Here is a 19,388-nt window from a genome sequence, read left to right on the forward strand (position 1 = left end):
AGTTACCTCCTAACGCATATTAATAATTGTTTGGGTGATTGCATCACCAGCACGAATTGACTGAGCATTGGCTTGAAAGTCGCGTTGCGCACTAATCAAATCAACTAATTCACTGGTTAAATCAACATTAGATTGCTCCAACATACCTGATTTAATGGCACCAAACCCTCCGGAAGCAGCAGTACCAATTAAAGGTTGTCCTGAAGCAGAAGTTTCAGCCCAACAAACATTTCCCATATTTTGTAGGCCTGTAGGATCAGCAAAATTAGCTAATTGAATTTGTCCCATAGCCATAGACTGGCCATTGGTATAAATTCCCAAAATAAGTCCGCTATCATCAATACTCAGGCTGGCCAGACTTCCTGTTGTATAACCATTTGAGGAAGTAGATTGAACGCCAAAGGGGCTACCAAACTGTGTGCTGTTTGATAAATCAATATTTAAGTTTAAAGGATTAGCACCATTGTTCAAATTAAGTGACAGCGGAATTAGATTATTACCTATAGCAGCCCCTCCTGGACTAGCAACCCCGACAAAGGATCCATCCGAATTAAAATTCACTTCGAACAGATTCGTTGTATTATCTGTTCCAACATTCGCAGGAACATTTTGGTTATCAATTTGAAAAGCAACATACCATTGATTCTCTGTGCCTGGAGGAGTTGACGCATTAGGTTGCCCTGCTGCTGCAGCAGAATCTGCTTTGATAAAATACATGCTAAGCACATGCGAATTTCCTAGGCTATCGTAAATAGTTAATGATGTTGGATTATTATAAGAGCTGCTAAGTGGCGCAGCTCCACCTGTCCAATCGATGGCAGGAGGAGTACTTTGTGAATTCAAATTGACGCCAGTCGTCACTGTGGTACTTGCCTGCGGACTTATATTTTCTGTATTTATCTGTAATTTTCCGGAGGTTCCTGTAATATTTCCATTGCCATCAGAAAGGAGTCCCGTAAGATATTGCCCATTCGCATTGGTAATATAATTTTGGTTATCCAAATTAAACTGGCCCGCGCGTGTATACACCGCCCCGCCATCTGAATTATTTAAAATAAAAAAACCAGAACCATTCACTGCAAGATCCAGGCTGTTTGTACTACTGGATAAATTTCCAGATGCGAATGATTGCTGAACTTGAGTCAGCATCACCCCACTACCTATAGAAGTACTGCCTGCGCCAAAGCTGCCGTAACCACCAAAAGCATAAATATCACCAAAATTGGCACGAGAGCCCTTAAACCCTACAGTCGAAGAGTTCGCAATATTATTACCTATAACATCCAAATTACTTGTTGCTGCTTGAAGTCCACTTAGTGCTGCGTCAAAAATCATTTTAGCCTCCTGCTTTTAAACTGATATTTGTCTTACCTGATCCAATGATATTGGTCCAATCCCTGCTACATTCAATTTTAAGCCTTCTCCATTTTGACCAAGGCTTACACTATCAACATTGGCAGAGGTCATTGTTTTTAATGATACTTCTTTCCCTCCATAAACAGCATGCACCTCAATTTTATATTTACCCTCTTTCATGCGATTATTGTCACCGCCGGTACCATCCCAACTAAATTGAAAAAATCCGGGAGCAGGCTGGCCTAATGGAATCGTTTTTATTAGCTCACCAGATTCTGAATAAATTGATGCACTTAAATTACTTAGACCTGGTGGAATATCAACTGCTGCTTTTGCATCACCCTCAGTACCCAGTTGAAGGGTCTGGCTATTAACCAGAACCTTACGACCCACTAAAGCCGAAGCTTGCAGAGCCTGATTTGATTGCAGAGAAGTTGCCATTTGTTGTAACGATTCTTGCATTTTGGTAACCCCATCATTAGTACTAAACTGTGCTAATTGCGATAAAAACTCACCGTTTACTTGCGGTTGCATCGGATCCTGATTTTGGATTTGAGCAACCATTAAACGTAGAAAGTCCTGTTGTCCCAAACTGTTCTTCGTCGTAGGGTCAATTTGATTATTAAATGATGGGTTAGACGCGTTAGTTCCATTAACTGAATTTGTCGACATTCACTGTTCTCCCTTATTCACCCAACTTTAAAGTCCGTAACAATAGTTGTTTTGTTGTATTAAGCAATTCAACATCCATTTGATATGATCTAGAAGCAGAAATCACGTTTGCCATTTGTTCAACATAGTTCACATTCGGTGTATAAACAAACCCATCCTTATCTGCTAAAGGGTTATCAGGTGCATAACGCTTTCGAGGCTCTAAGGTACTCTCATAAGTTCCTTTAAGCTGAACCCCTCCTGATGCTTGCTCCCCCATCCATTGGTTTGCCTGTGCCTGCACTGCTTTGAATATCGGATACTTTGCTTTGTACGTCTCATCAGCACTCCCTGACTCTACATTAGCATTACTCATGTTCTCGGCGCTAGTGGTCAAACGCGCTGTTTCAGCGGTCAATGCTGAGCCCGCAATATTAAAAATTGCACTTAATGTCATTCTTATTCTCCTTTTAGCGCCAGCATCATGGATTTGATTTTACCATCAAGAAAACTCAGGCTGGCTTGGTAGTTAAGGGAATTGCGTGCAAATTCTGTGGTTTCCAAATCTTTATCCACTGTGTTTCCGTCTAAAGACATTTGCGACGTCACTCGATATTTCAAATTCGCAGAAAAATCAGCGTTTGTATTAATATGATTAGGCGACGTAACCTCCATTTTTTGTGCACCACCAGCCATACTTGCCGCTAAAAATTCGTTGAAATCGATATCTTGAGCTTTATAATTGGGTGTGTTGACATTGGCTAAGTTGTTCGCTAATTGTGATGCCCTTTGATCACGAGCTACTAAAGCTTTAGCATGTATTCCAAAATATGAATCCAGATCTAACGCCATATTTCCCCCCTTAAAGTATGTACAACAAGAAAAGCAAACATTGTGCCAATTTCGAATAAGTGAGAAAATAAGCGGGTTATAAATTGGGGAGCTCAACCACATGTCAAAAAATCATACTCTTCCAGAAAACGCGATTGAACAAGTAAAAACCTACCTCTTAGAATTACAAAATAAAATTTGTTCGAGACTTGAACTACTTGATGACCAAGCTCAATTTATTGAAGATGCCTGGAAACGTCCTGCGGGTGGCGGCGGAATTACTCGTGTTTTAACGCAAGGTTCAGTTTTTGCAAAAGCAGGTGTCAATTTTTCTCATGTATCTGGAGCTCATCTTCCTGCTTCAGCAAGCGCACACCGCCCCGAATTAGCAGGCAGAAATTTTAATGCACTCGGTGTATCGTTAGTCATTCATCCTGATAATCCCTATGTACCTACCTCGCATGCTAATGTTCGCTTTTTTCTTGCGGAAAAAGATGGGGCTGAACCAGTTTGGTGGTTTGGTGGAGGATTTGACTTAACGCCCTATTATGGATTTGAAGAAGATTGCACTCATTGGCATCAAACCGCCCTGCGTGCCTGCCAACCTTTTGGCCAAGAGATCTACCCTAAATTCAAACAATGGTGTGATGATTATTTTTTTATCAAGCATCGCAATGAGGCACGTGGAATTGGTGGCTTATTTTTTGACGATTATAATGAAATAAGTTTTGATCACAGTTTCGCTCTGATGCAAAGCATAGGCGACCACTATATTGAAGCTTATGCTCCAATAGTATTGCGTCGCAAGTCACATCCTTTTGGGGAAAGAGAAAAAGCATTTCAACATTATCGAAGAGGACGCTATGTAGAATTCAATCTGGTATATGATCGTGGAACCTTATTTGGCTTACAATCAAATGGCAGAACAGAATCAATTTTAATGTCCTTACCACCTGAAGTCACCTGGGAATACAATTGGCAACCTGATGCACATAGTGCAGAAGCAAAACTTTATACCGATTTTCTTCCACCACGCGATTGGTTAGCGTAACTTTATGTGGACATTGTAGCCTGGGTGAAGCGCAGCGGAACCCGGGAATGCAGTATTATTGCCGCTCCCCAGTTCCGCTGCGCTTCACGGAAACTACACCCTACTCTATTATTTTTCTGGCAAAACCACCTTCTTTAAATTGATCTTGGCCAGCAATGCAACAACAGCGTTTAATAAACTCAAAATTAAAAAAATTTTCGGGATTGCAGCACTAAAGTGTAATAAGCCAATAACCATAAATGTCCCTATAACCATGAATAGGGCGTTATAAATATTATTGGTCGCAATAATCCTGGCTCTAGAGTGAGGGGGACTGGCAATCTGTAAATAGGTATACAACGGAACTACAAATAAACCTGAGCTAAAAGCTAACATAAATAAATCAAAAGCAATACGCCAATGGGTAAACTGTGTAAAAAAGGTATTTAAAGTAAGTAGTGAACCTTGCTCTGTCAAAGGGGTAGCCCAATATAAATCCATGGTAAAGCAGGAAAAAGCAAACATAGCCCAAGGAACCATAGGCAAACTAATCCGCCCTTGAAAAATAAAATTCACTATCACTGAACCGCATGCAATTCCTACGGAAAACAAGGCAAGAAATAATGCAAAAACCGTATTATTTGCTCCTAAAACATAGTTGGTATAATCAGGTAGTTTTGTCAGGACTACTGTTCCTAACAACCAAAACCAAGATAAAATCAAAATAGATAAAAAAATACCGAAATGTTCGGTAACTTGCGTCAACATCTTATATGTCACTCGCCAAATCTGAATATCAACTTTTATCTTTTCGGAGATAGAAGGGGCTCTTGGGATAAATAGACTTGAAGTTAAACCAGCAAGAGCAATAATCACTGTTAAAAAAACCGCCAAATAAGGCTTGGGATTGTTCATTCCAATGGATAAAGAACCCATGGTAGTTCCTAGCAAAATAGCGATAAAAGTACTCCCATCGATCAAACCTGTTGCACCAAGTAAATCTTTTTTAGGTAAATGATCAGGTAAAATGGCATATTTTATTGGTCCAAAAAAAGTTGAATGCACTCCTAAACCCGTTAAAGTAAGCATCATCAGAAAAATATTGCCCCAATATAGGGCAAAACTACCAATAATCATTAAAAATAATTCTAATATTTTAATCAGTCGGGTCATTAATGCTTTATCGTATTTATCTGCTAATTGTCCAGCAGTCGCTGAAAGGAGAAAAAAGGGCATTATAAACAAAGCACCTGCTATCGCTTGGTAGAATTCAGATTGAGCTTGGTCATGTGTTAAGTGGTAACTAATCAAGGTGAGCATCGCTAATTTGAATGCATTATCGTTGAAAGCACCAAAAAATTGAGTAAGAAAAAAAGGCAAAAATCTACGTTCTTTTAAAAGGCAAAAAGCACCTGTGCCCATTGGCAAGACTCCATTGATTAATATAACCGTTCGCATGTATTCACTAAAAGATGAATACTACACTGAACGGCTATATAATTCTGCACTTGCTATCAATAAAAAACGTGTAAGTCTGATTGATTGGATTTTAATGTTGGAGGAAGAATATGATTATGCTTTAAAATCAATCCTGCAAGTTTATCATGAGCCACTGCCTCACGTACGAGTTGAGACAAGCCCGTTTCTGAAATTTTATTATCTGATAAATCGACGTATTTTAAATTTTTATTTGATTTTAATGCTTGTGCAATAAGCTCGGCGCCACCATCGCCTATTTTATTACTTCTAAGATTAAGATGGGTCAAGGATTTTGATTCAGTGATCATGGCGGCAATTTCTTTGGCACATTTTTCATCCAAATTATTATAGGATATATCTAAAATTTTTAATGTTGAATGCTTCGCCACAAAATGATGCAATGCCTTCATTCCGTCTAAACCAAAATCATTACAGCTTAATACCAACTCGTTTAGTTCAGTATTCGCTTCTATTGCTTCTAACAAATGCTGCACTCCGGCATCACGCAACCAATTTAATGATAAATCCAAAACCTTCAATTTTTTCTTTTGTAAAAAAGAGAAAAAATCAGAAGGAATTTTTTCCCCTATCCAATTATCTACCAATTTGATTTTATTCAATTTTTTTCTGGGTAAAGATTCAAATAAATAAGTAACTTGCTCGGTATCAATATGATTTGAGTAAAATGAAATTTCATTAACTTTTGATGATAATTTAAGGATATCATGTAATGCGTGATAATCTTTGTCATCCAAACTCGAATGATCAACCCTAATTCTTTTTATTGATTTACATTGCTTTGCACCCTTTGATTGTAAATATTTCTTAAGGTGGGGAAGCGCCAAGTGGTGTTGTAACTGAAAAAGTTCTATTTCTTCTAACTTTCCATGCTCATGTTTCAGTCGAATTGTCATAGTGCACCCTCTGTAAATTGAATCACTATTTAAGTGTAGATGATATTTTTCTTTTGGATGTAATGACTTATAAGATTTTCTTTAAAAAGAAAAGGGGTTATTTATGTCCAAGTCAGAGAAAATTCTCTTATAAAATTTTATTCCTACCTGTTGTGCTTTATACCGGAGGACTCCAATTTTTCACGCTACATATCGATAAACCATCCCTTCTGCCACGCTTTATGCCTGAGTGAGCTCCATATTCTGTCATCCATGCGCAGGCAGGGAGCCATTTGCAATGTACATCCTAAGCCTTAATAGGATATTCCATCCCTCAAAAAGCAATAGAAAATTAACTTAATTAAAGGAAACAATCCTCAGTAGATTCATTTGAGTTATGAACTATAACTATTTTGATAGATAGATCCCTGCCTGCGCAGGGATGACCGGACGTTTCCACTGACTGAAATTTTATAAATTTATGGGGCTCACCTAGGCATAAAGCGCGGTAAGTGGGAAGGTGAAAAATCTTGACCCCATCAGGCATGGGTACAGTACACCATAGTCAGTAAGCGTTTTAAAAATTTGAGACTCATCTCTCTGTTTCATCTCTCTGTTCGAAATAATTAGATTTGCGTTACTAAGCGAGTCAGCACATTTCCTGGTCCTACTTCTATAAAAACTGTTTCCCCTTTATTTTTTAAATAACGAATCGTTTCTGTCCACCGCACAGGATGAGAAATTTGCTTTACTAAATTTTCCTTAATCATGTTGTCGCTATAAAGCTCTGCAGTCACATTGGCAATTACCTTAGCCTTAAGTGGGGAGAATTCAAAGGGAGCCATAAATTTTGCAAACTCATTAGCAGCTGCTTGCATATAACGGGAATGAAATGCACCACTGACTTTTAAGGGGACGCACATCAGCGCTTCATTGGCAAGTAACTCATTCGCTTTGGCAATATCTGCAGCGAGCCCAGAAAGAACAATTTGTTTCGGTGAATTAAAATTGGCAAAATCTATAGAATCCAACCCATTGGCTCTCAGTAAAAATTTAATACGTTCTTCAGGTAAATTAATTACTGCCAGCATCCCCCCCCCACTTGCTTGAGCCATCAACTCACCACGCTTTTGCACAAGCTTTAACCCTGTAACAAAATCAAAAGCACCTGCTGCAAATAAAGCAGCATACTCTCCTAAACTATGTCCTATGAGATATTGCGGTGGAGGTTCTTCTGCCGCTCTTGCTAAAAAAGAAAGTGTTTCAATAACGTATAATGCAGGTTGCGTATACTCGGTATTACTCAATTGCTGTTTTGGATCATCTAAGCATAATTCTTTAATGGAATATCCTAAAATCTCATCAGCTTGTTTTATCTCCTCAGGGAAACGCGAAAATAATTCAATTCCCATTCCTTTTATCTGAGATCCTTGTCCAGGAAACATATAGATAGTCATAAGATACTCCTTTTCTGATGCGATCATACTAAATACCACTCATGATAAATAGAACCATGAATAATGTCATCTAATAAATTAAATGCAGGGTATCATGATGAATCCAACTATTTCTAAAATCCTAATATTTCGCCAAAGAATTGACAGGTTAATTATTAAAAAAAGTTTATGGCAAGTAAATGGTGCCTTCTAAATAAAGATGACTCATTCCATAAAGAAAAACTCGTCCTTCTTTTACCTCACATTGCAATTTGCCCTGACGGGTTCCTCCTTGTATCGCATCAATGCGTGATTTACCTAATTGTTCACACCAGTATGGTGCAATCACACAATGAGCCGAACCAGTTACTGGATCCTCTGGAACATTGCACCCTGGATAAAAACATCGTGAATAAACATCAGTATTTTTACCGGGAGCAGTCAAGATCAGGCCTCTATATTCCAACCGTGCTACAGCATCTAAATCTGGATCTGCTGTACGCACATCGTTTTCATCCTCATAAACAAACATTAAATCAAACTGACTTTTAAAGACTTTCAGAGGTTTTTTCAAATTTAATTGTTGCAACTCGGGTGATAATTCAATTGGGTGATAAGATAACTCTGGAAAATCCATCATTAAACCATTCTCATTTTTGTAAACAATAAGCGCCCCGCTTTTGGAGTTAAATTTTATTTTTTTATCCTTAAATCCTAATTTTTCAAAAATAACATACGCACTCGCAAGCGTTGCATGACCACATAAAGCCACCTCTTCATTTGGGGTGAACCATCTTATATAAAATCCATCTCCTTCAGGAACAAAAAAAGCGGTTTCAGATAAATTGTTTTCAGTAGCAATATATTGCATTTCTTTATCAGTTAACCAATGTTCTAAAGGGCAGACTGCTGCAGGATTACCTTCAAAAAGAGCAGATGCAAATGCATCTACCTGATACATAGATAAGTTCTTCATACCCCACCTCTTAAAGTAAAAATAAATAAACAAGAAGAAGATATATGAAGATATTTTAGAAGAATTCAAGAGGCTTTAATACGTTTTTCTTTTGGAATATTTTAGACAAAAAAGAACATTGATTAATTGTTACATCCCTATGATTTAAAATTTCTCGAGCTCAGTAAAGAGCTTACGGAAACAAATCTAGATTGCAACCATAACCAAAAGTCCATTGCATGAAAAGTAACCCGGGTTATGGCAAAACCTCGCCCAGGCTAAACTTAACACGCAGCGATAGCTGAGAATATATTGATTCGTTACCTTACTTATTCAGTAATAATTGTAACGTCTTGTGCTTTTAGTCCTTTAGGCCCTTTATCAAGCACAAAGGATACTGGATCATTCTCGTGAAGGGTTTTAAATCCAACACCTTGGATATCTTTATAATGAACAAAAATATCATCACCATTTTCATTAATGATAAATCCAAATCCTTTTTTCTCATTGAACCACTTTACATGGCCCGTTTCTCTTTGCGACATTAGCTATCCCCTTTGTCTTAAGCTTTACTATCCAACTATTACAGATGTTTATTTTCAGCACAAAAATCTTTACTATTAAAGCGCTGAGTAATTATAAACATACACTTATGCAAGAAATAATTCCTTACATATAGATTAGCATAGCAGTTTTTTATTGATTGTTAAGGATTTTTTAAAAAAATCGATATCTTTATAATTTTTTTTTCTATTGGAAATACATAATGAATCAGATGAAATCAGCTTTTATAAAATTAGCACTTGATTGCCAAGTTTTAAAATTTGGTGAGTTTACTTTAAAATCTGGCCGCACCAGCCCCTATTTTTTTAACGCAGGATTATTTTATCAAGGCAATGCTTTACGGCAATTGGGCCAATTTTATGCCAAAACATTACTTGAGCACCATGCCGAATTCGACCACTTATTTGGCCCAGCTTATAAAGGGTTGCCTCTTGCTACAGCAACAGCTATTGCCTTGGCTGAATTAGGACAAGAAACCACTGTTACTTTTAATCGTAAAGAAGTAAAAAATCATGGCGAAGGAGGCCAATTAATTGGTGCACCCTTAACCGGAAAAACAATTGTCATTGATGATGTGATTACTGCAGGCACCGCTTTTAGGGAGTCGCAGATTTTAATTAAGGAAAATGGTGGTCAATTGACCGGAGTTATTATCGCTCTAGATCGCTGTGAGCAAGGATTAACTCAGGAATCAGCATTGGCTGAAATTAAAGCGCAAGGCATTAATGTATATTCAATTATTACTTTATTTGATTTAATCGATTACTTAAAAAGTACAAATCAAAACGAGCAAGTAAAAAAACTTGAAGCATACCAAGCAGTGTATGGTTGTTAATTCCATATAAAAAAGCTGGCCCCCAGCCGCAGGCAGGGGCGCCATCTATCAAATAGTCCCAACTAAAATTATTTGATTCAATCAAGTTAAATTTTCACAGTGTAAATGGCTCCCTGCCTGCGCAGGGATGACAACTTTTTAGACATTACTGTAGGTTGTAGAAACGTATTTTCCTATTTAAATTTTTGGGAGTCTCTCAGAGACAAACTTAAAGTAGTTTCTTGTCAAATAATAAACTCTCATAACCCTTCTACCTACCCGTTTTATGCGGAATATCCAGAACAATGTTTTAATGTACTGCAGAGCTCTTTTTAAAAAGCAAGATCTCTGGATACGCGCATAAAGCACCCTACCTAGTTTTATTCACTTTTATTGTTCACACATTTTATTGACAGCATTAAAAATAGTCAGTATTATTGAGTTAATGTTATATTACGCTAATACATTAATATGAAAACACATACCACAGTAAAACATTCTGCTCTGCCTGATTTAATGCATGCCATTAGTTTGCTTGAGAATAAAGAAGAAGCATTGCAATTTTTTATCGATTTATGCACCCCAGCAGAACTCGAAGCGATGGCAGATCGTTGGCAAGTTGTTCCTTTATTGCGGCAAGGTATCCCCTATCGCACCATTCATGAACAAACAGGGGTCAGCGTGACCACAATAACTCGTGTAGCACGTTGTTTAAGTTTTGGTACAGGCGGTTATGAGCTAATCGCAAAGAGATTGGAGTTGTCGTGAAAAATCGTTTACGTTTGGCCTTACAAAAGAAGGGACGCCTATCTGAAGAATCTTTAAGACTTTTGCAGCAATGTGGTTTGAAATTTCGCATTAAACCGAATAGCTTACTTACTCATGTTGATAACTTTCCTATTGATTTACTTTTTGTCCGCGATGATGACATACCTACCTTAGTATTCGATGGCTTATGCGATGGTGGAATCGTTGGTGAAAATGTCTTGCTGGAAGCCTCTCTTGCCAATCCACAAAAATTATACAAAACAACAGCAGCATTAGGCACTTGCACTTGTCGTTTATCCATAGCCATTCCTGAGGCCACAGATTATCAAGGGCCAGGAAGCTTGGATGGCAAACGAATTGCGACCAGTTATCCTAATTTGCTAAACCAATATTTACGTGACAAAAAAATATGCGCAGAAAGTCTTATATTATCCGGCTCAATTGAAGTTGCCCCACGAATGGGTATGGCGGATGCAATTTGTGACCTCGTTTCAAGTGGTCAAACTTTGGAAGACAACAAACTCTATGAAGTTGATACTGTGCTTTTCAGTCAAGCTGTATTAATCCAAAGCGATCAGAGCTTTTCATACATGTTTCAGGACTTATTTGCCATGCTTGCACGAAGAATTCAGTCAGTACAACAAGCGCAGGAAAGAAAATACATTGTTTTTCATGCTCCGAAATCAGCTCTTGATGCAATTGCAGAAAAATTGCCTGGAGCTGAGTCACCTACAATTCTCCCTTTACCCGGCAATATGAATAAAGTAGCGGTGCATGTTGTCTCCAGTGAGCGTGTGTTTTGGAACACTTTAGAAACCATTCAAACCCTAGGAGCCAGCTCTATATTGGTTTTACCTATAGAAAAAATGTTGGAGTAGTATGATGTTATCGATTAAAAATTGGCAATCCCTCTCCCAAGCTGAAAAAAAAATTTGCCTGACGCGTCCCATGCAAACATCTTCAGTAAAAAGCAAGGTACAAGAGATCATCAAACAGGTACGAACTATCGGAGATCAAGCATTATTTACATTTACAGAGCAATTTGATGGGGCTCGTTTGAACAATCTGCAAATCCCTAAACAAAGAATTGAAAAGGCATGCATTAGTAAACAGTCTCTTGCTGCCATTACTGCAGCAGTCAAAACCATAACGACCTATCACCAAGCTCTTTTACCAGAAAATAAAAATATAGGTACAGCCAATGGCGTAACTATTCACAGCACCTACAGACCCATTCAACGAGTTGGTTTGTATGTACCAGGCGGCAATAAGACTCCCCTTATTTCTTCATTATTAATGCAAGCCATCCCTGCCCGTGTCGCTGGATGTCCTATAAAAATATTTTGTACTCCTCCTGATGCATCAGGTTCAATTAACGAACATTTATTAGTTGCAGCAAGATTATGCGGCATTGACACCATTTATGCACTTGGAGGAGCGCAAGCAATCGCAGCTATGGCTTATGGAACTGAAACAGTTACTAAGGTAGACAAAATTTTTGGACCAGGCAACAGTTATGTTACTGAAGCCAAAAACCTCGTTGCCTCAGATCCTTATGGCGCAGCAATTGATATGCCCGCTGGACCGTCCGAAGTCATGATCATTGCTGATAATCATGCAAATCCAGCATTTATCGCTGCAGATTTACTGGCGCAGGCGGAGCATGGGGCTGACTCTCAAGTCATTCTGGTTTGCGATTCACTGCACATCGCAGAACAAGTAAACCAACAACTGTATGCACAATTTAATACTCTATCAAGAACACAAATAATCAAACAATCACTGGCAAACAGCTTGATTATTGTATGCGCTGAGAAAAAAGAGCAACTACATATGATTAACTCCTATGCTCCTGAGCATTTGATTATAAACCGCGAAGACGCAGACTCTTGGATTGATGAGATACACGCCGTAGGTACCGTATTTCTTGGTTCCTGGGCAGCTGAAACACTTGGTGATTATGTAACTGGATCAAACCATGTTCTGCCAACCCATGGTTTTGCCAAAAATCATAGCGGCCTTAGTACGCTCGATTTTCTTACTCACTTTAATGTTCAATCAATTAGCAAAGAAGGAATTAAAGCTTTAGGGCCTGCAGCAATTACTTTGGCTCAAATTGAAGGATTGGATGCTCATGCACAAGCTGTAGCAATTAGGTTGAACTCACTGGAGCTTTAAATGTCAGTACTTAATTTAATACGCCCTGAATTATTAGACAATCAACCTTACAGTGTTGGTAGTGTACCCATGAGACATCGATTACATGCGAACGAACTTCCTTGGTCTGCATTAAGTACGAATATCAGTTTAAATTTTTATCCAGAAAAATATCTGCAGGACCAACTGCAAGAACAATTGGCGAAATACTATCAAGTTGAAGCGAAGCAAATTGTACTCACTCGTGGATCTGATGATGGAATTGATTTAATCACACGTTTATTTCTCAGTGCAGGGCAAGACGCATGCATGCAATTTCCACCTACTTTTTCTATGTATTCTTTCTATATCTATTTACAACACGCACAACTTATTGAATGTCCTTTAGATGCTCAAAATAATTTCCAACTTTCTCTACACGACATTCGTAATGCTTGGCAAAACAACTGTAAGCTCATTTTTTTGTGTAACCCCAATAATCCTACAGGGAACTTAATCGATCTCAACTTTATTGCAACACTTTGTAATGAATATAAAAATCGTTCTGTTATCGTTGTTGATGAAGCTTATATCGAATTTGCTCAAACCCAAAGTGCAACATGTCTCATTTCTCAATTCGATAATTTAATTGTTTTACGTACTCTGTCCAAAGCCTATGGCTTAGCCAACCTTCGTTTAGGAATTATTTTAGCTCAAGCACATGTAATTCAGGCCTTGAATAAAATTATGCCACCTTTTCCTCTTTCCAGCGTAGTGATTGATTTAGCACTACGTGCATTAGAAAAAAATGAATGGTTTTTACAGGCAATCAATACAATTAAAAAATCTCGAGCAAGGTTAATAAAGAAATTGCAATTATGCCCTGTTATCAAAAAAGTCTATTCGACTGAAACAAACTTCATTCTTGTGAAAACCAAATATACGGTTGAATTGGTTTCTTGGCTTGCTGACCAAGGCATAGTCATCAAAAGTTTTTCACCTAACTCGTCATTGCATGATCATTTACGAATTACCGTAGGTGATGAGGCACAAAATCAACTTTTGCTACGTGCTTTATCGTCTTTTCAAAATAATGTTTCAGGATATTAAAAATGCAAAAAATCTTATTTATTGACCGTGACGGAACCTTAATTGAAGAACCTTTTGATTTTCAAGTAGATTCTTTAGATAAAATTAAGCTCACACCTCATGTTATTCCCGCCCTACTGCAATTGCAAAAGGAGGGCTTTCGCTTTGTTATGGTAAGCAATCAAAACGGTATAGGTACCTCTGCTTTTCCTGAAGATGATTTTATGATTTGTCATGAATTTATCCTAGATATTTTCTCATCACAAGGAATATTTTTTGATGAGATTTTTATTTGTCCCCACATGCCCGAAGACAATTGTTTGTGCCGAAAACCTAGCACGGGCTTGGTGGATCAATTCCTCAAAGAAAGAGCACTCAATAATTCATGTACCTGGGTCATTGGGGATAGAGAAACTGACCGACAATTTGCTGATAATCTGGGGATCAAATTTTTGCCTGTCTCCAAAGAGCATGGATGGGAGCAAATTACCCAAACAATACTGAACCAAAAACGAACGGCAATAGTCCAAAGAAAGACAAAAGAGACAGACATAAAGTTAACTCTGATTTTGGATACTGACCAGAGCAGTTCCATAAACACACCATTGCCATTTTTTAACCATATGCTGGAGCAAGTAGCTAAACATGGCGGATTCAATCTTGAATTATATGCCACCGGTGATATAGAAGTTGATGATCATCATTTAATTGAAGATACCGCAATCGCTTTGGGTGAAGGGCTAAAAAAGGCACTGGGCGATAAATGGGGGATTAACCGCTATGGCTTTACTTTACCTATGGATGAATCTTTAGCATCGATAGCCATAGATATTAGTGGTAGAGGTTTTTGCAATTTTAAAGGTCAATTTACTCGAGAGTTTGTTGGAGGTCTGGCAACCGAAATGGTACCCCATTTCTTTAATTCCTTCGCCTCCTCCCTTGGCGCAACCATTCATATTGAAGTAAAAGGCCAAAATCATCATCACATGATTGAAGCCTGCTTCAAATCGTTAGGACGGGCGCTAGGCCAAGCCTGTATGAAAACAAACACTATTCTACCATCAACCAAGGGGGTATTATGATTGCCATCATTGATGTTAGCGGCACCAATTTAACCTCTTTAGTTAATGCATTAAAAAGACTGGGTTTTAATTATCAATTAACACACGATGCAAAAGAAATTAAAAAAGCAAGCCATGTGATTATACCAGGAGTAGGTACTGCAGCTTATGGTATGAATGCGCTGCGCCAATATGAGTTGATCGATGTCATTACTTCGCTAGAACAACCCCTGTTGGGTATTTGTCTTGGCATGCAACTATTGCTTGAACATAGCGAAGAAGGTGATGTTCGTTGTCTTGGTATGCTTCCTGGAAAAGCCCAGCGTTTACGCCAGCAAGAAGGTTATCCAGTGCCTCACATGGGCTGGAACCAATTGCAGTGGTGCACAGAAACGTTCTTGCAACAAGGATTAAGGGAGCACGATTATGTTTATTTTGTTCATAGTTATGCACTAGGTGAAAGCCAGTATGCTTTAGCCCATTGTGAATACAATGAACCATTCACAGCAATAATTCAAAAAAATAACATTTGGGGTATGCAATTTCATCCGGAAAAATCTGCTGAAACCGGAATGACTTTGTTAAACAATTTTTGTAACCATTAGAATTCTTCGGCAATTCTACTATAAAGGGGAATTGCCAAAGAAGTTGTTAACTGACTTAAAATATGGAGGCTCCTATGATCCTTATCCCTGCAATTGACATTCAAGCAGGTCGTTGTGTACGTTTACGACAGGGACAATTTGATCATGTCACTCAATTCGATACCCCGCCAGTAGAACGTGCTGCTTATTTTGCCGAATTGGGGGCAAAGCGTCTGCATGTTGTTGATTTGGATGGGGCGCAAACAGGAGCGATGCAACAGTTGCCTTTAATTTGTGCCATGCAAAATACAGGAATTATCGTACAAGCAGGTGGAGGAATTCGCTCTTTAGAACAAGCCCTATTATGCTCTTCAGCTGGAATATCCAATCTGGTTTTAGGAAGTATTGCCATTACCAATCCCAAACTGACCGCACTCATTATTAAGGAAATCAGTCCACAACACATTATCCTGGCTTTAGATATTCGCATGAAAAATAGAATCCCCATCTCTGCCATTCATGGTTGGCAAACAACGACAAATAATAATTTGTGGGATGTTACGTCTTATTATCTGCAATTAGGAGTTAAACAAGTACTTTGTACTGATATTGCCTGTGATGGAATGATGCAAGGACCAAATTTTGAGCTTTATAAAGAAGCAACAGAACGTTTTCCTCAAATTGAATGGCAAGCTTCAGGAGGTATTCGTAATACAGAGGATATTAATCGATTGGATGCCTTGGGAGTTACTGCAGCGATTTTGGGATTAACCCTTTACCAAGGTACTTTTGACCTGAAAGCAATGTTATCGTAGTTTACGTAGCCTGGGTGCAGCGCAGCGAAACCCAGGTTTTTGTTAGATGAGATCCCCGGGTTTCGCTGCGCTGCACCCAGGCTACATTATTGAGTATAAGTTATGTTAACCAAACGCATTATTCCATGTCTTGATGTACGCGATAATCAAGTAGTCAAAGGCATTAAATTTCGTAATCATCGTGTTGTTGGCGACATTCTCGAACTTGCTGCTGATTATTCTGCAGCGGGTGCAGATGAGTTAGTATTTTATGATATTACTGCAAGTTCTGAACAACGCTCAGTTTGTCCAGACTGGGTCCATCAAGTTGCAGAAACAATTAATATTCCTTTTACTGTAGCAGGTGGAATTCGCTCACTTAATCAGGCAAAATCGGTACTAAACTCTGGAGCCGATAAAATATCCATTAATAGCCCGGCATTAGAAAACCCTGACTTGATTAATGAACTAAGTCGGAGTTTTGGGAGCCAATGTGTTGTAATAGGAATTGATAGTCAATGGATAGATAATGATTATTATGTCTATCAATACACCGGAGATGAAAAAAAAATCCTTAACTCCAGACGCAAAACAAGAGAATGGATCAGAGAAGTACAAGACAGAGGTGCAGGAGAAATTGTACTAAACTGTATGCAATCAGACGGTGTACGCAGAGGATATGACTTATATCAATTAAAACAGGTACGGCCTTTATGTCAGGTACCATTAATTGCATCAGGAGGCGCCGGATCACTGGATGACTTTACTAAAGTATTTCTTAAGTCTCGAGTAGATGGAGCGTTAGCTGCCAGCATTTTTCATGACAAAATTTTGACGATACACGAAATTAAATTAGCGCTTAAAAAACAAAAAATTGAGGTACGATTATGATTCATATGGAAATTAATTCTTTAGATTGGAAAAAAATGAATGGTTTATTACCAGCCATCATCCAAAATGCTGAAAATGGTAATGTTCTTATGTTAGGTTATATGAACCAAGAGGCATTGATTGCCACATTGACTACTGGTCAATTGAATCTCTACAGCCGCAGTCGAAAGCGTTTATGGCGTAAAGGAGAAAGTTCTGGTAACAGCATGTCCGTACAACATATCAGTGTGGATTGCGATAGTGACAGCCTTTTAATTCAGGTTTTGCCTAAAGGGCCTGCTTGCCATTTAGGATACACGAGTTGCTTTCAACCTCAGCATCATACAAATCTTGGTTTTATTCATGAATTGATTGAACTGATTAATGAACGTGCAAACTCAAAAAATGAAAACAGTTATACCGCACAATTATTCGAATCTGGACTCTCTCGATGTGCTCAAAAAGTAGGTGAAGAAGCCATTGAAACAGTAATTGCTGCAGTGAATAATAACCGCGAAGAACTAGTTAATGAATGTGCGGACTTGGTTTTCCATTTGTTTGTTTTATTAAAAGCATGTGAACTGAGTTTTTATGATGTATTGCAATGCTTGCAAGACAGAGATAGAGCAGTTCATACCTAAACGGAGTCGTTAGCTATTGCCTGGTCAGGTACAGCTGAATCTTCTACACATATATATCTGAAAAGCCAGTCCAGCTCTATCCCAACGTCCCGCCCCCACGACTTGTTCGCGGGATTGTCCGTGGGATCCAGGAGATCTGCCCTAAAAACACTGGATCCCGTGGACAAGCCTCGGGGCGTAGGCACAGATGTGCTCAAAAAACAGTGAGCTGCACCCAGGCTACATTGAAATCTATTATACAACAGCCAACAAAATCGCAGTAAGATAATTTCCTTCTGGGAAAGCAGCTAAGGTAGGATGACAGCTTGCTGGACCATACACACCTAAAATACGTGCTTGTTTCCCCACTGCTCCAGCTTGAAGACCAACCAAAGAACAAAACTCTTGAGATGAAAGCGCTGAAGAACAATTACACGTCATTAATAAGGAACCAGATTTCATGTACTTAAATACCTCTCGATGTAAAAACCGATAATAGTTTTTAGCTCGCTCAACATGTTGCTTTGATGGAACTAATTTAGGAGGATCGAGAACAACAAGATCATAACTCCCTGCTTTTGTTAAATATTCACGCGCATCAGCCTCGATAAATTCAATTTGAGTCATACCATTTAATGCTGCATTCTTTTTCGCTTGCGTTATAGCTTGAGCAGAGCTATCCACCGCAGTTACCTTTAAGGCCCCAGCTTTCGCAGCATGTAATGCAAAACCACCACTATAACAATAAAGATCTAATACACTCTTTCCTTTGGATAACTGGGCAATACGTTGGTGATTCTCGCGTTGGTCAAGAAACAAACCTGTTTTCTGTGCCTGGGCAAATTCAACCTCATAAATAACCCCAGCCTCCAGAACCTGAGTACTATAATATTTCCCTTGTGTGCTCATTTGTTTCCAGCCATCTTGGCTCAAGGGCTTACCTTGTGGCATCCATATAATTTGATCTTCAGGAAACAAATTTTGTAATATTTGAATGATAATTTCTCGATTGAGCTCCACCCAATAAGCAGAACTTGCAACAATACACGTTTGATTAAATCGATCAATCGTTAAACCAGAAAGACCATCTGCTTCACTATTAAATAACCGATAAGCAGTAGTTTCCTCATTAGGCAGATTTAAACATTCCCTGACTTGTTTGGCCTGGCTTAATCGATGTGTTATCAGGGCATGCAAATTACGGATATCAAGGGATTCATTCGCAAGAGCTAAGACCCTGACTCTATAAAGAGAATGTTCATTATAAACACCGACACCAATAAGCTCTTCGTCCGCATTATAAATATCAATCAAATGCCCTGTAACTAATTTTCCATGAGTTTTTGCAATAGCCTTAGGGAATATCCATGGATGGCCGCGTAATACAGTATTTTGTTTTGCTGCAAGCAAAATAACTTTTGCATTCATTTTCTATTTCCCAAAGAACAAAAATGGGC

The 19,388-nt window shown here is 38.5% G+C and carries 21 protein-coding genes; 11 read left to right on the top strand and 10 right to left on the bottom strand.

All coding sequences use genetic code 11. The annotated features are described in order from the left end of the window. Positions 1-9: 9 nt before the first annotated feature. From flgE to flgB, 4 genes are read right to left on the bottom strand one after another with little or no spacing between them, the layout of a single operon-like run. Positions 10-1,335 carry a flagellar hook protein FlgE gene (gene flgE, locus DY223_RS09750; protein ID WP_058458825.1) on the bottom strand — a complete coding sequence of 442 codons (1,326 nt, stop codon included), beginning with the start codon at positions 1,333-1,335 and terminating at the stop codon, positions 10-12. A gap of 15 nt (positions 1,336-1,350) precedes the next feature. Then, a complete protein-coding gene (locus DY223_RS09755) occupies positions 1,351-2,028 on the bottom strand; it encodes a flagellar hook assembly protein FlgD (protein WP_058458826.1) in 678 nt (225 codons plus the stop codon). A 13-nt stretch (positions 2,029-2,041) separates the two neighbouring features. Next, positions 2,042-2,464, bottom strand: a complete 423-nt coding sequence (gene flgC / locus DY223_RS09760) for a flagellar basal body rod protein FlgC (protein WP_058458827.1) — start codon at positions 2,462-2,464, stop codon at positions 2,042-2,044. A gap of 2 nt (positions 2,465-2,466) precedes the next feature. Beyond that, positions 2,467-2,859, bottom strand: a complete 393-nt coding sequence (flgB, locus tag DY223_RS09765) for a flagellar basal body rod protein FlgB (protein ID WP_058458828.1) — start codon at positions 2,857-2,859, stop codon at positions 2,467-2,469. A gap of 100 nt (positions 2,860-2,959) precedes the next feature. Here flgB and hemF point away from each other — a divergent pair, with 100 nt between their 5' ends. Further along, positions 2,960-3,889, top strand: coding sequence for an oxygen-dependent coproporphyrinogen oxidase (hemF, locus tag DY223_RS09770; protein ID WP_058458829.1), 930 nt, complete (start codon positions 2,960-2,962; stop codon positions 3,887-3,889). A 108-nt stretch (positions 3,890-3,997) separates the two neighbouring features. On the opposite strand, the gene DY223_RS09775 is transcribed toward hemF, so the two are convergent. The 5 genes from DY223_RS09775 to DY223_RS09795 form a co-directional block, all read right to left on the bottom strand. Further along, positions 3,998-5,290 (bottom strand): MFS transporter, encoded by a 1,293-nt coding sequence (locus DY223_RS09775; RefSeq protein WP_058458830.1) that lies wholly within the window; start codon positions 5,288-5,290, stop codon positions 3,998-4,000. A 92-nt stretch (positions 5,291-5,382) separates the two neighbouring features. After that, positions 5,383-6,261 (bottom strand): leucine-rich repeat domain-containing protein, encoded by an 879-nt coding sequence (locus tag DY223_RS09780; protein WP_058458831.1) that lies wholly within the window; start codon positions 6,259-6,261, stop codon positions 5,383-5,385. A gap of 605 nt (positions 6,262-6,866) precedes the next feature. Then, positions 6,867-7,697, bottom strand: coding sequence for an ACP S-malonyltransferase (gene fabD / locus DY223_RS09785; RefSeq protein ID WP_058458832.1), 831 nt, complete (start codon positions 7,695-7,697; stop codon positions 6,867-6,869). A gap of 166 nt (positions 7,698-7,863) precedes the next feature. After that, a complete protein-coding gene (locus tag DY223_RS09790; RefSeq protein WP_058458833.1) occupies positions 7,864-8,652 on the bottom strand; it encodes a PhzF family phenazine biosynthesis protein in 789 nt (262 codons plus the stop codon). A gap of 308 nt (positions 8,653-8,960) precedes the next feature. Next, complete coding sequence (locus DY223_RS09795; RefSeq protein WP_003631957.1) at positions 8,961-9,176, bottom strand: cold-shock protein; 216 nt, start codon at positions 9,174-9,176, stop codon at positions 8,961-8,963. Between the two features lie 221 nt (positions 9,177-9,397). On the opposite strand from DY223_RS09795, the gene pyrE reads away from it, so the two are divergent. From pyrE to hisIE, 10 genes are all read left to right on the top strand, one after another. Further along, entirely contained in the window at positions 9,398-10,030 is a 633-nt protein-coding gene (gene pyrE, locus DY223_RS09800) for an orotate phosphoribosyltransferase (RefSeq protein WP_058458834.1), read from the top strand. A 450-nt stretch (positions 10,031-10,480) separates the two neighbouring features. Continuing rightward, a complete protein-coding gene (locus tag DY223_RS09805) occupies positions 10,481-10,777 on the top strand; it encodes a YerC/YecD family TrpR-related protein (protein WP_058458835.1) in 297 nt (98 codons plus the stop codon). Further along, complete coding sequence (gene hisG, locus DY223_RS09810; RefSeq protein WP_058458836.1) at positions 10,774-11,655, top strand: ATP phosphoribosyltransferase; 882 nt, start codon at positions 10,774-10,776, stop codon at positions 11,653-11,655. Before DY223_RS09805 ends, hisG begins: the two co-directional genes overlap by 4 nt. 4 nt (positions 11,656-11,659) lie before the next feature. Beyond that, positions 11,660-12,955, top strand: a complete 1,296-nt coding sequence (gene hisD / locus DY223_RS09815) for a histidinol dehydrogenase (protein WP_058458901.1) — start codon at positions 11,660-11,662, stop codon at positions 12,953-12,955. After that, a complete protein-coding gene (gene hisC, locus DY223_RS09820; protein WP_058458837.1) occupies positions 12,956-14,023 on the top strand; it encodes a histidinol-phosphate transaminase in 1,068 nt (355 codons plus the stop codon). Between the two features lie 2 nt (positions 14,024-14,025). After that, positions 14,026-15,084: a bifunctional histidinol-phosphatase/imidazoleglycerol-phosphate dehydratase HisB gene (hisB, locus tag DY223_RS09825; RefSeq protein WP_058458838.1), complete on the top strand. Its 1,059-nt coding sequence runs from the start codon at positions 14,026-14,028 to the stop codon at positions 15,082-15,084. Continuing rightward, entirely contained in the window at positions 15,081-15,668 is a 588-nt protein-coding gene (gene hisH / locus DY223_RS09830) for an imidazole glycerol phosphate synthase subunit HisH (protein WP_058458839.1), read from the top strand. Before hisB ends, hisH begins: the two co-directional genes overlap by 4 nt. Positions 15,669-15,742: 74 nt before the next feature. Further along, on the top strand, positions 15,743-16,462 hold the full coding sequence (locus tag DY223_RS09835) for a 1-(5-phosphoribosyl)-5-[(5-phosphoribosylamino)methylideneamino] imidazole-4-carboxamide isomerase (RefSeq protein WP_058458840.1): 720 nt from the start codon (positions 15,743-15,745) through the stop codon (positions 16,460-16,462). Between the two features lie 102 nt (positions 16,463-16,564). Then, entirely contained in the window at positions 16,565-17,332 is a 768-nt protein-coding gene (gene hisF / locus DY223_RS09840; protein WP_058458841.1) for an imidazole glycerol phosphate synthase subunit HisF, read from the top strand. Beyond that, positions 17,329-17,952 (top strand): bifunctional phosphoribosyl-AMP cyclohydrolase/phosphoribosyl-ATP diphosphatase HisIE, encoded by a 624-nt coding sequence (hisIE, locus tag DY223_RS09845; protein ID WP_058458842.1) that lies wholly within the window; start codon positions 17,329-17,331, stop codon positions 17,950-17,952. The genes hisF and hisIE overlap by 4 nt, the downstream gene beginning before the upstream one ends. A gap of 234 nt (positions 17,953-18,186) precedes the next feature. Here hisIE and DY223_RS09855 read toward each other — a convergent pair whose 3' ends face one another. Beyond that, positions 18,187-19,359, bottom strand: coding sequence for a class I SAM-dependent rRNA methyltransferase (locus DY223_RS09855; protein ID WP_058458844.1), 1,173 nt, complete (start codon positions 19,357-19,359; stop codon positions 18,187-18,189). Positions 19,360-19,388: the final 29 nt, after the last annotated feature.

It is taken from the genome of Legionella bozemanae, assembly GCF_900450575.1.
Classification (GTDB): domain Bacteria; phylum Pseudomonadota; class Gammaproteobacteria; order Legionellales; family Legionellaceae; genus Legionella; species Legionella bozemanae.

What these genes read in the sequence shown, in the direction of transcription:
- DY223_RS09755 (WP_058458826.1), bottom strand. Translation starts at nt 2,028, where the DNA reads ATGTCGACAAATTCAGTTAATGGAACTAACGCGTCTAACCCATCATTT.
- DY223_RS09790 (WP_058458833.1), bottom strand. Translation starts at nt 8,652, where the DNA reads ATGAAGAACTTATCTATGTATCAGGTAGATGCATTTGCATCTGCTCTT.
- pyrE (WP_058458834.1), top strand. Translation starts at nt 9,398, where the DNA reads ATGAATCAGATGAAATCAGCTTTTATAAAATTAGCACTTGATTGCCAA.
- hisC (WP_058458837.1), top strand. Translation starts at nt 12,956, where the DNA reads ATGTCAGTACTTAATTTAATACGCCCTGAATTATTAGACAATCAACCT.
- DY223_RS09835 (WP_058458840.1), top strand. Translation starts at nt 15,743, where the DNA reads ATGATCCTTATCCCTGCAATTGACATTCAAGCAGGTCGTTGTGTACGT.
- flgE (WP_058458825.1), bottom strand. Translation starts at nt 1,335, where the DNA reads ATGATTTTTGACGCAGCACTAAGTGGACTTCAAGCAGCAACAAGTAAT.
- hisB (WP_058458838.1), top strand. Translation starts at nt 14,026, where the DNA reads ATGCAAAAAATCTTATTTATTGACCGTGACGGAACCTTAATTGAAGAA.
- DY223_RS09780 (WP_058458831.1), bottom strand. Translation starts at nt 6,261, where the DNA reads ATGACAATTCGACTGAAACATGAGCATGGAAAGTTAGAAGAAATAGAA.
- hisF (WP_058458841.1), top strand. Translation starts at nt 16,565, where the DNA reads ATGTTAACCAAACGCATTATTCCATGTCTTGATGTACGCGATAATCAA.
- flgB (WP_058458828.1), bottom strand. Translation starts at nt 2,859, where the DNA reads ATGGCGTTAGATCTGGATTCATATTTTGGAATACATGCTAAAGCTTTA.
- hisD (WP_058458901.1), top strand. Translation starts at nt 11,660, where the DNA reads ATGTTATCGATTAAAAATTGGCAATCCCTCTCCCAAGCTGAAAAAAAA.
- flgC (WP_058458827.1), bottom strand. Translation starts at nt 2,464, where the DNA reads ATGACATTAAGTGCAATTTTTAATATTGCGGGCTCAGCATTGACCGCT.
- DY223_RS09805 (WP_058458835.1), top strand. Translation starts at nt 10,481, where the DNA reads ATGAAAACACATACCACAGTAAAACATTCTGCTCTGCCTGATTTAATG.
- DY223_RS09795 (WP_003631957.1), bottom strand. Translation starts at nt 9,176, where the DNA reads ATGTCGCAAAGAGAAACGGGCCATGTAAAGTGGTTCAATGAGAAAAAA.
- hisIE (WP_058458842.1), top strand. Translation starts at nt 17,329, where the DNA reads ATGATTCATATGGAAATTAATTCTTTAGATTGGAAAAAAATGAATGGT.
- DY223_RS09855 (WP_058458844.1), bottom strand. Translation starts at nt 19,359, where the DNA reads ATGAATGCAAAAGTTATTTTGCTTGCAGCAAAACAAAATACTGTATTA.
- fabD (WP_058458832.1), bottom strand. Translation starts at nt 7,697, where the DNA reads ATGACTATCTATATGTTTCCTGGACAAGGATCTCAGATAAAAGGAATG.
- hisH (WP_058458839.1), top strand. Translation starts at nt 15,081, where the DNA reads ATGATTGCCATCATTGATGTTAGCGGCACCAATTTAACCTCTTTAGTT.
- DY223_RS09775 (WP_058458830.1), bottom strand. Translation starts at nt 5,290, where the DNA reads ATGGGCACAGGTGCTTTTTGCCTTTTAAAAGAACGTAGATTTTTGCCT.
- hemF (WP_058458829.1), top strand. Translation starts at nt 2,960, where the DNA reads ATGTCAAAAAATCATACTCTTCCAGAAAACGCGATTGAACAAGTAAAA.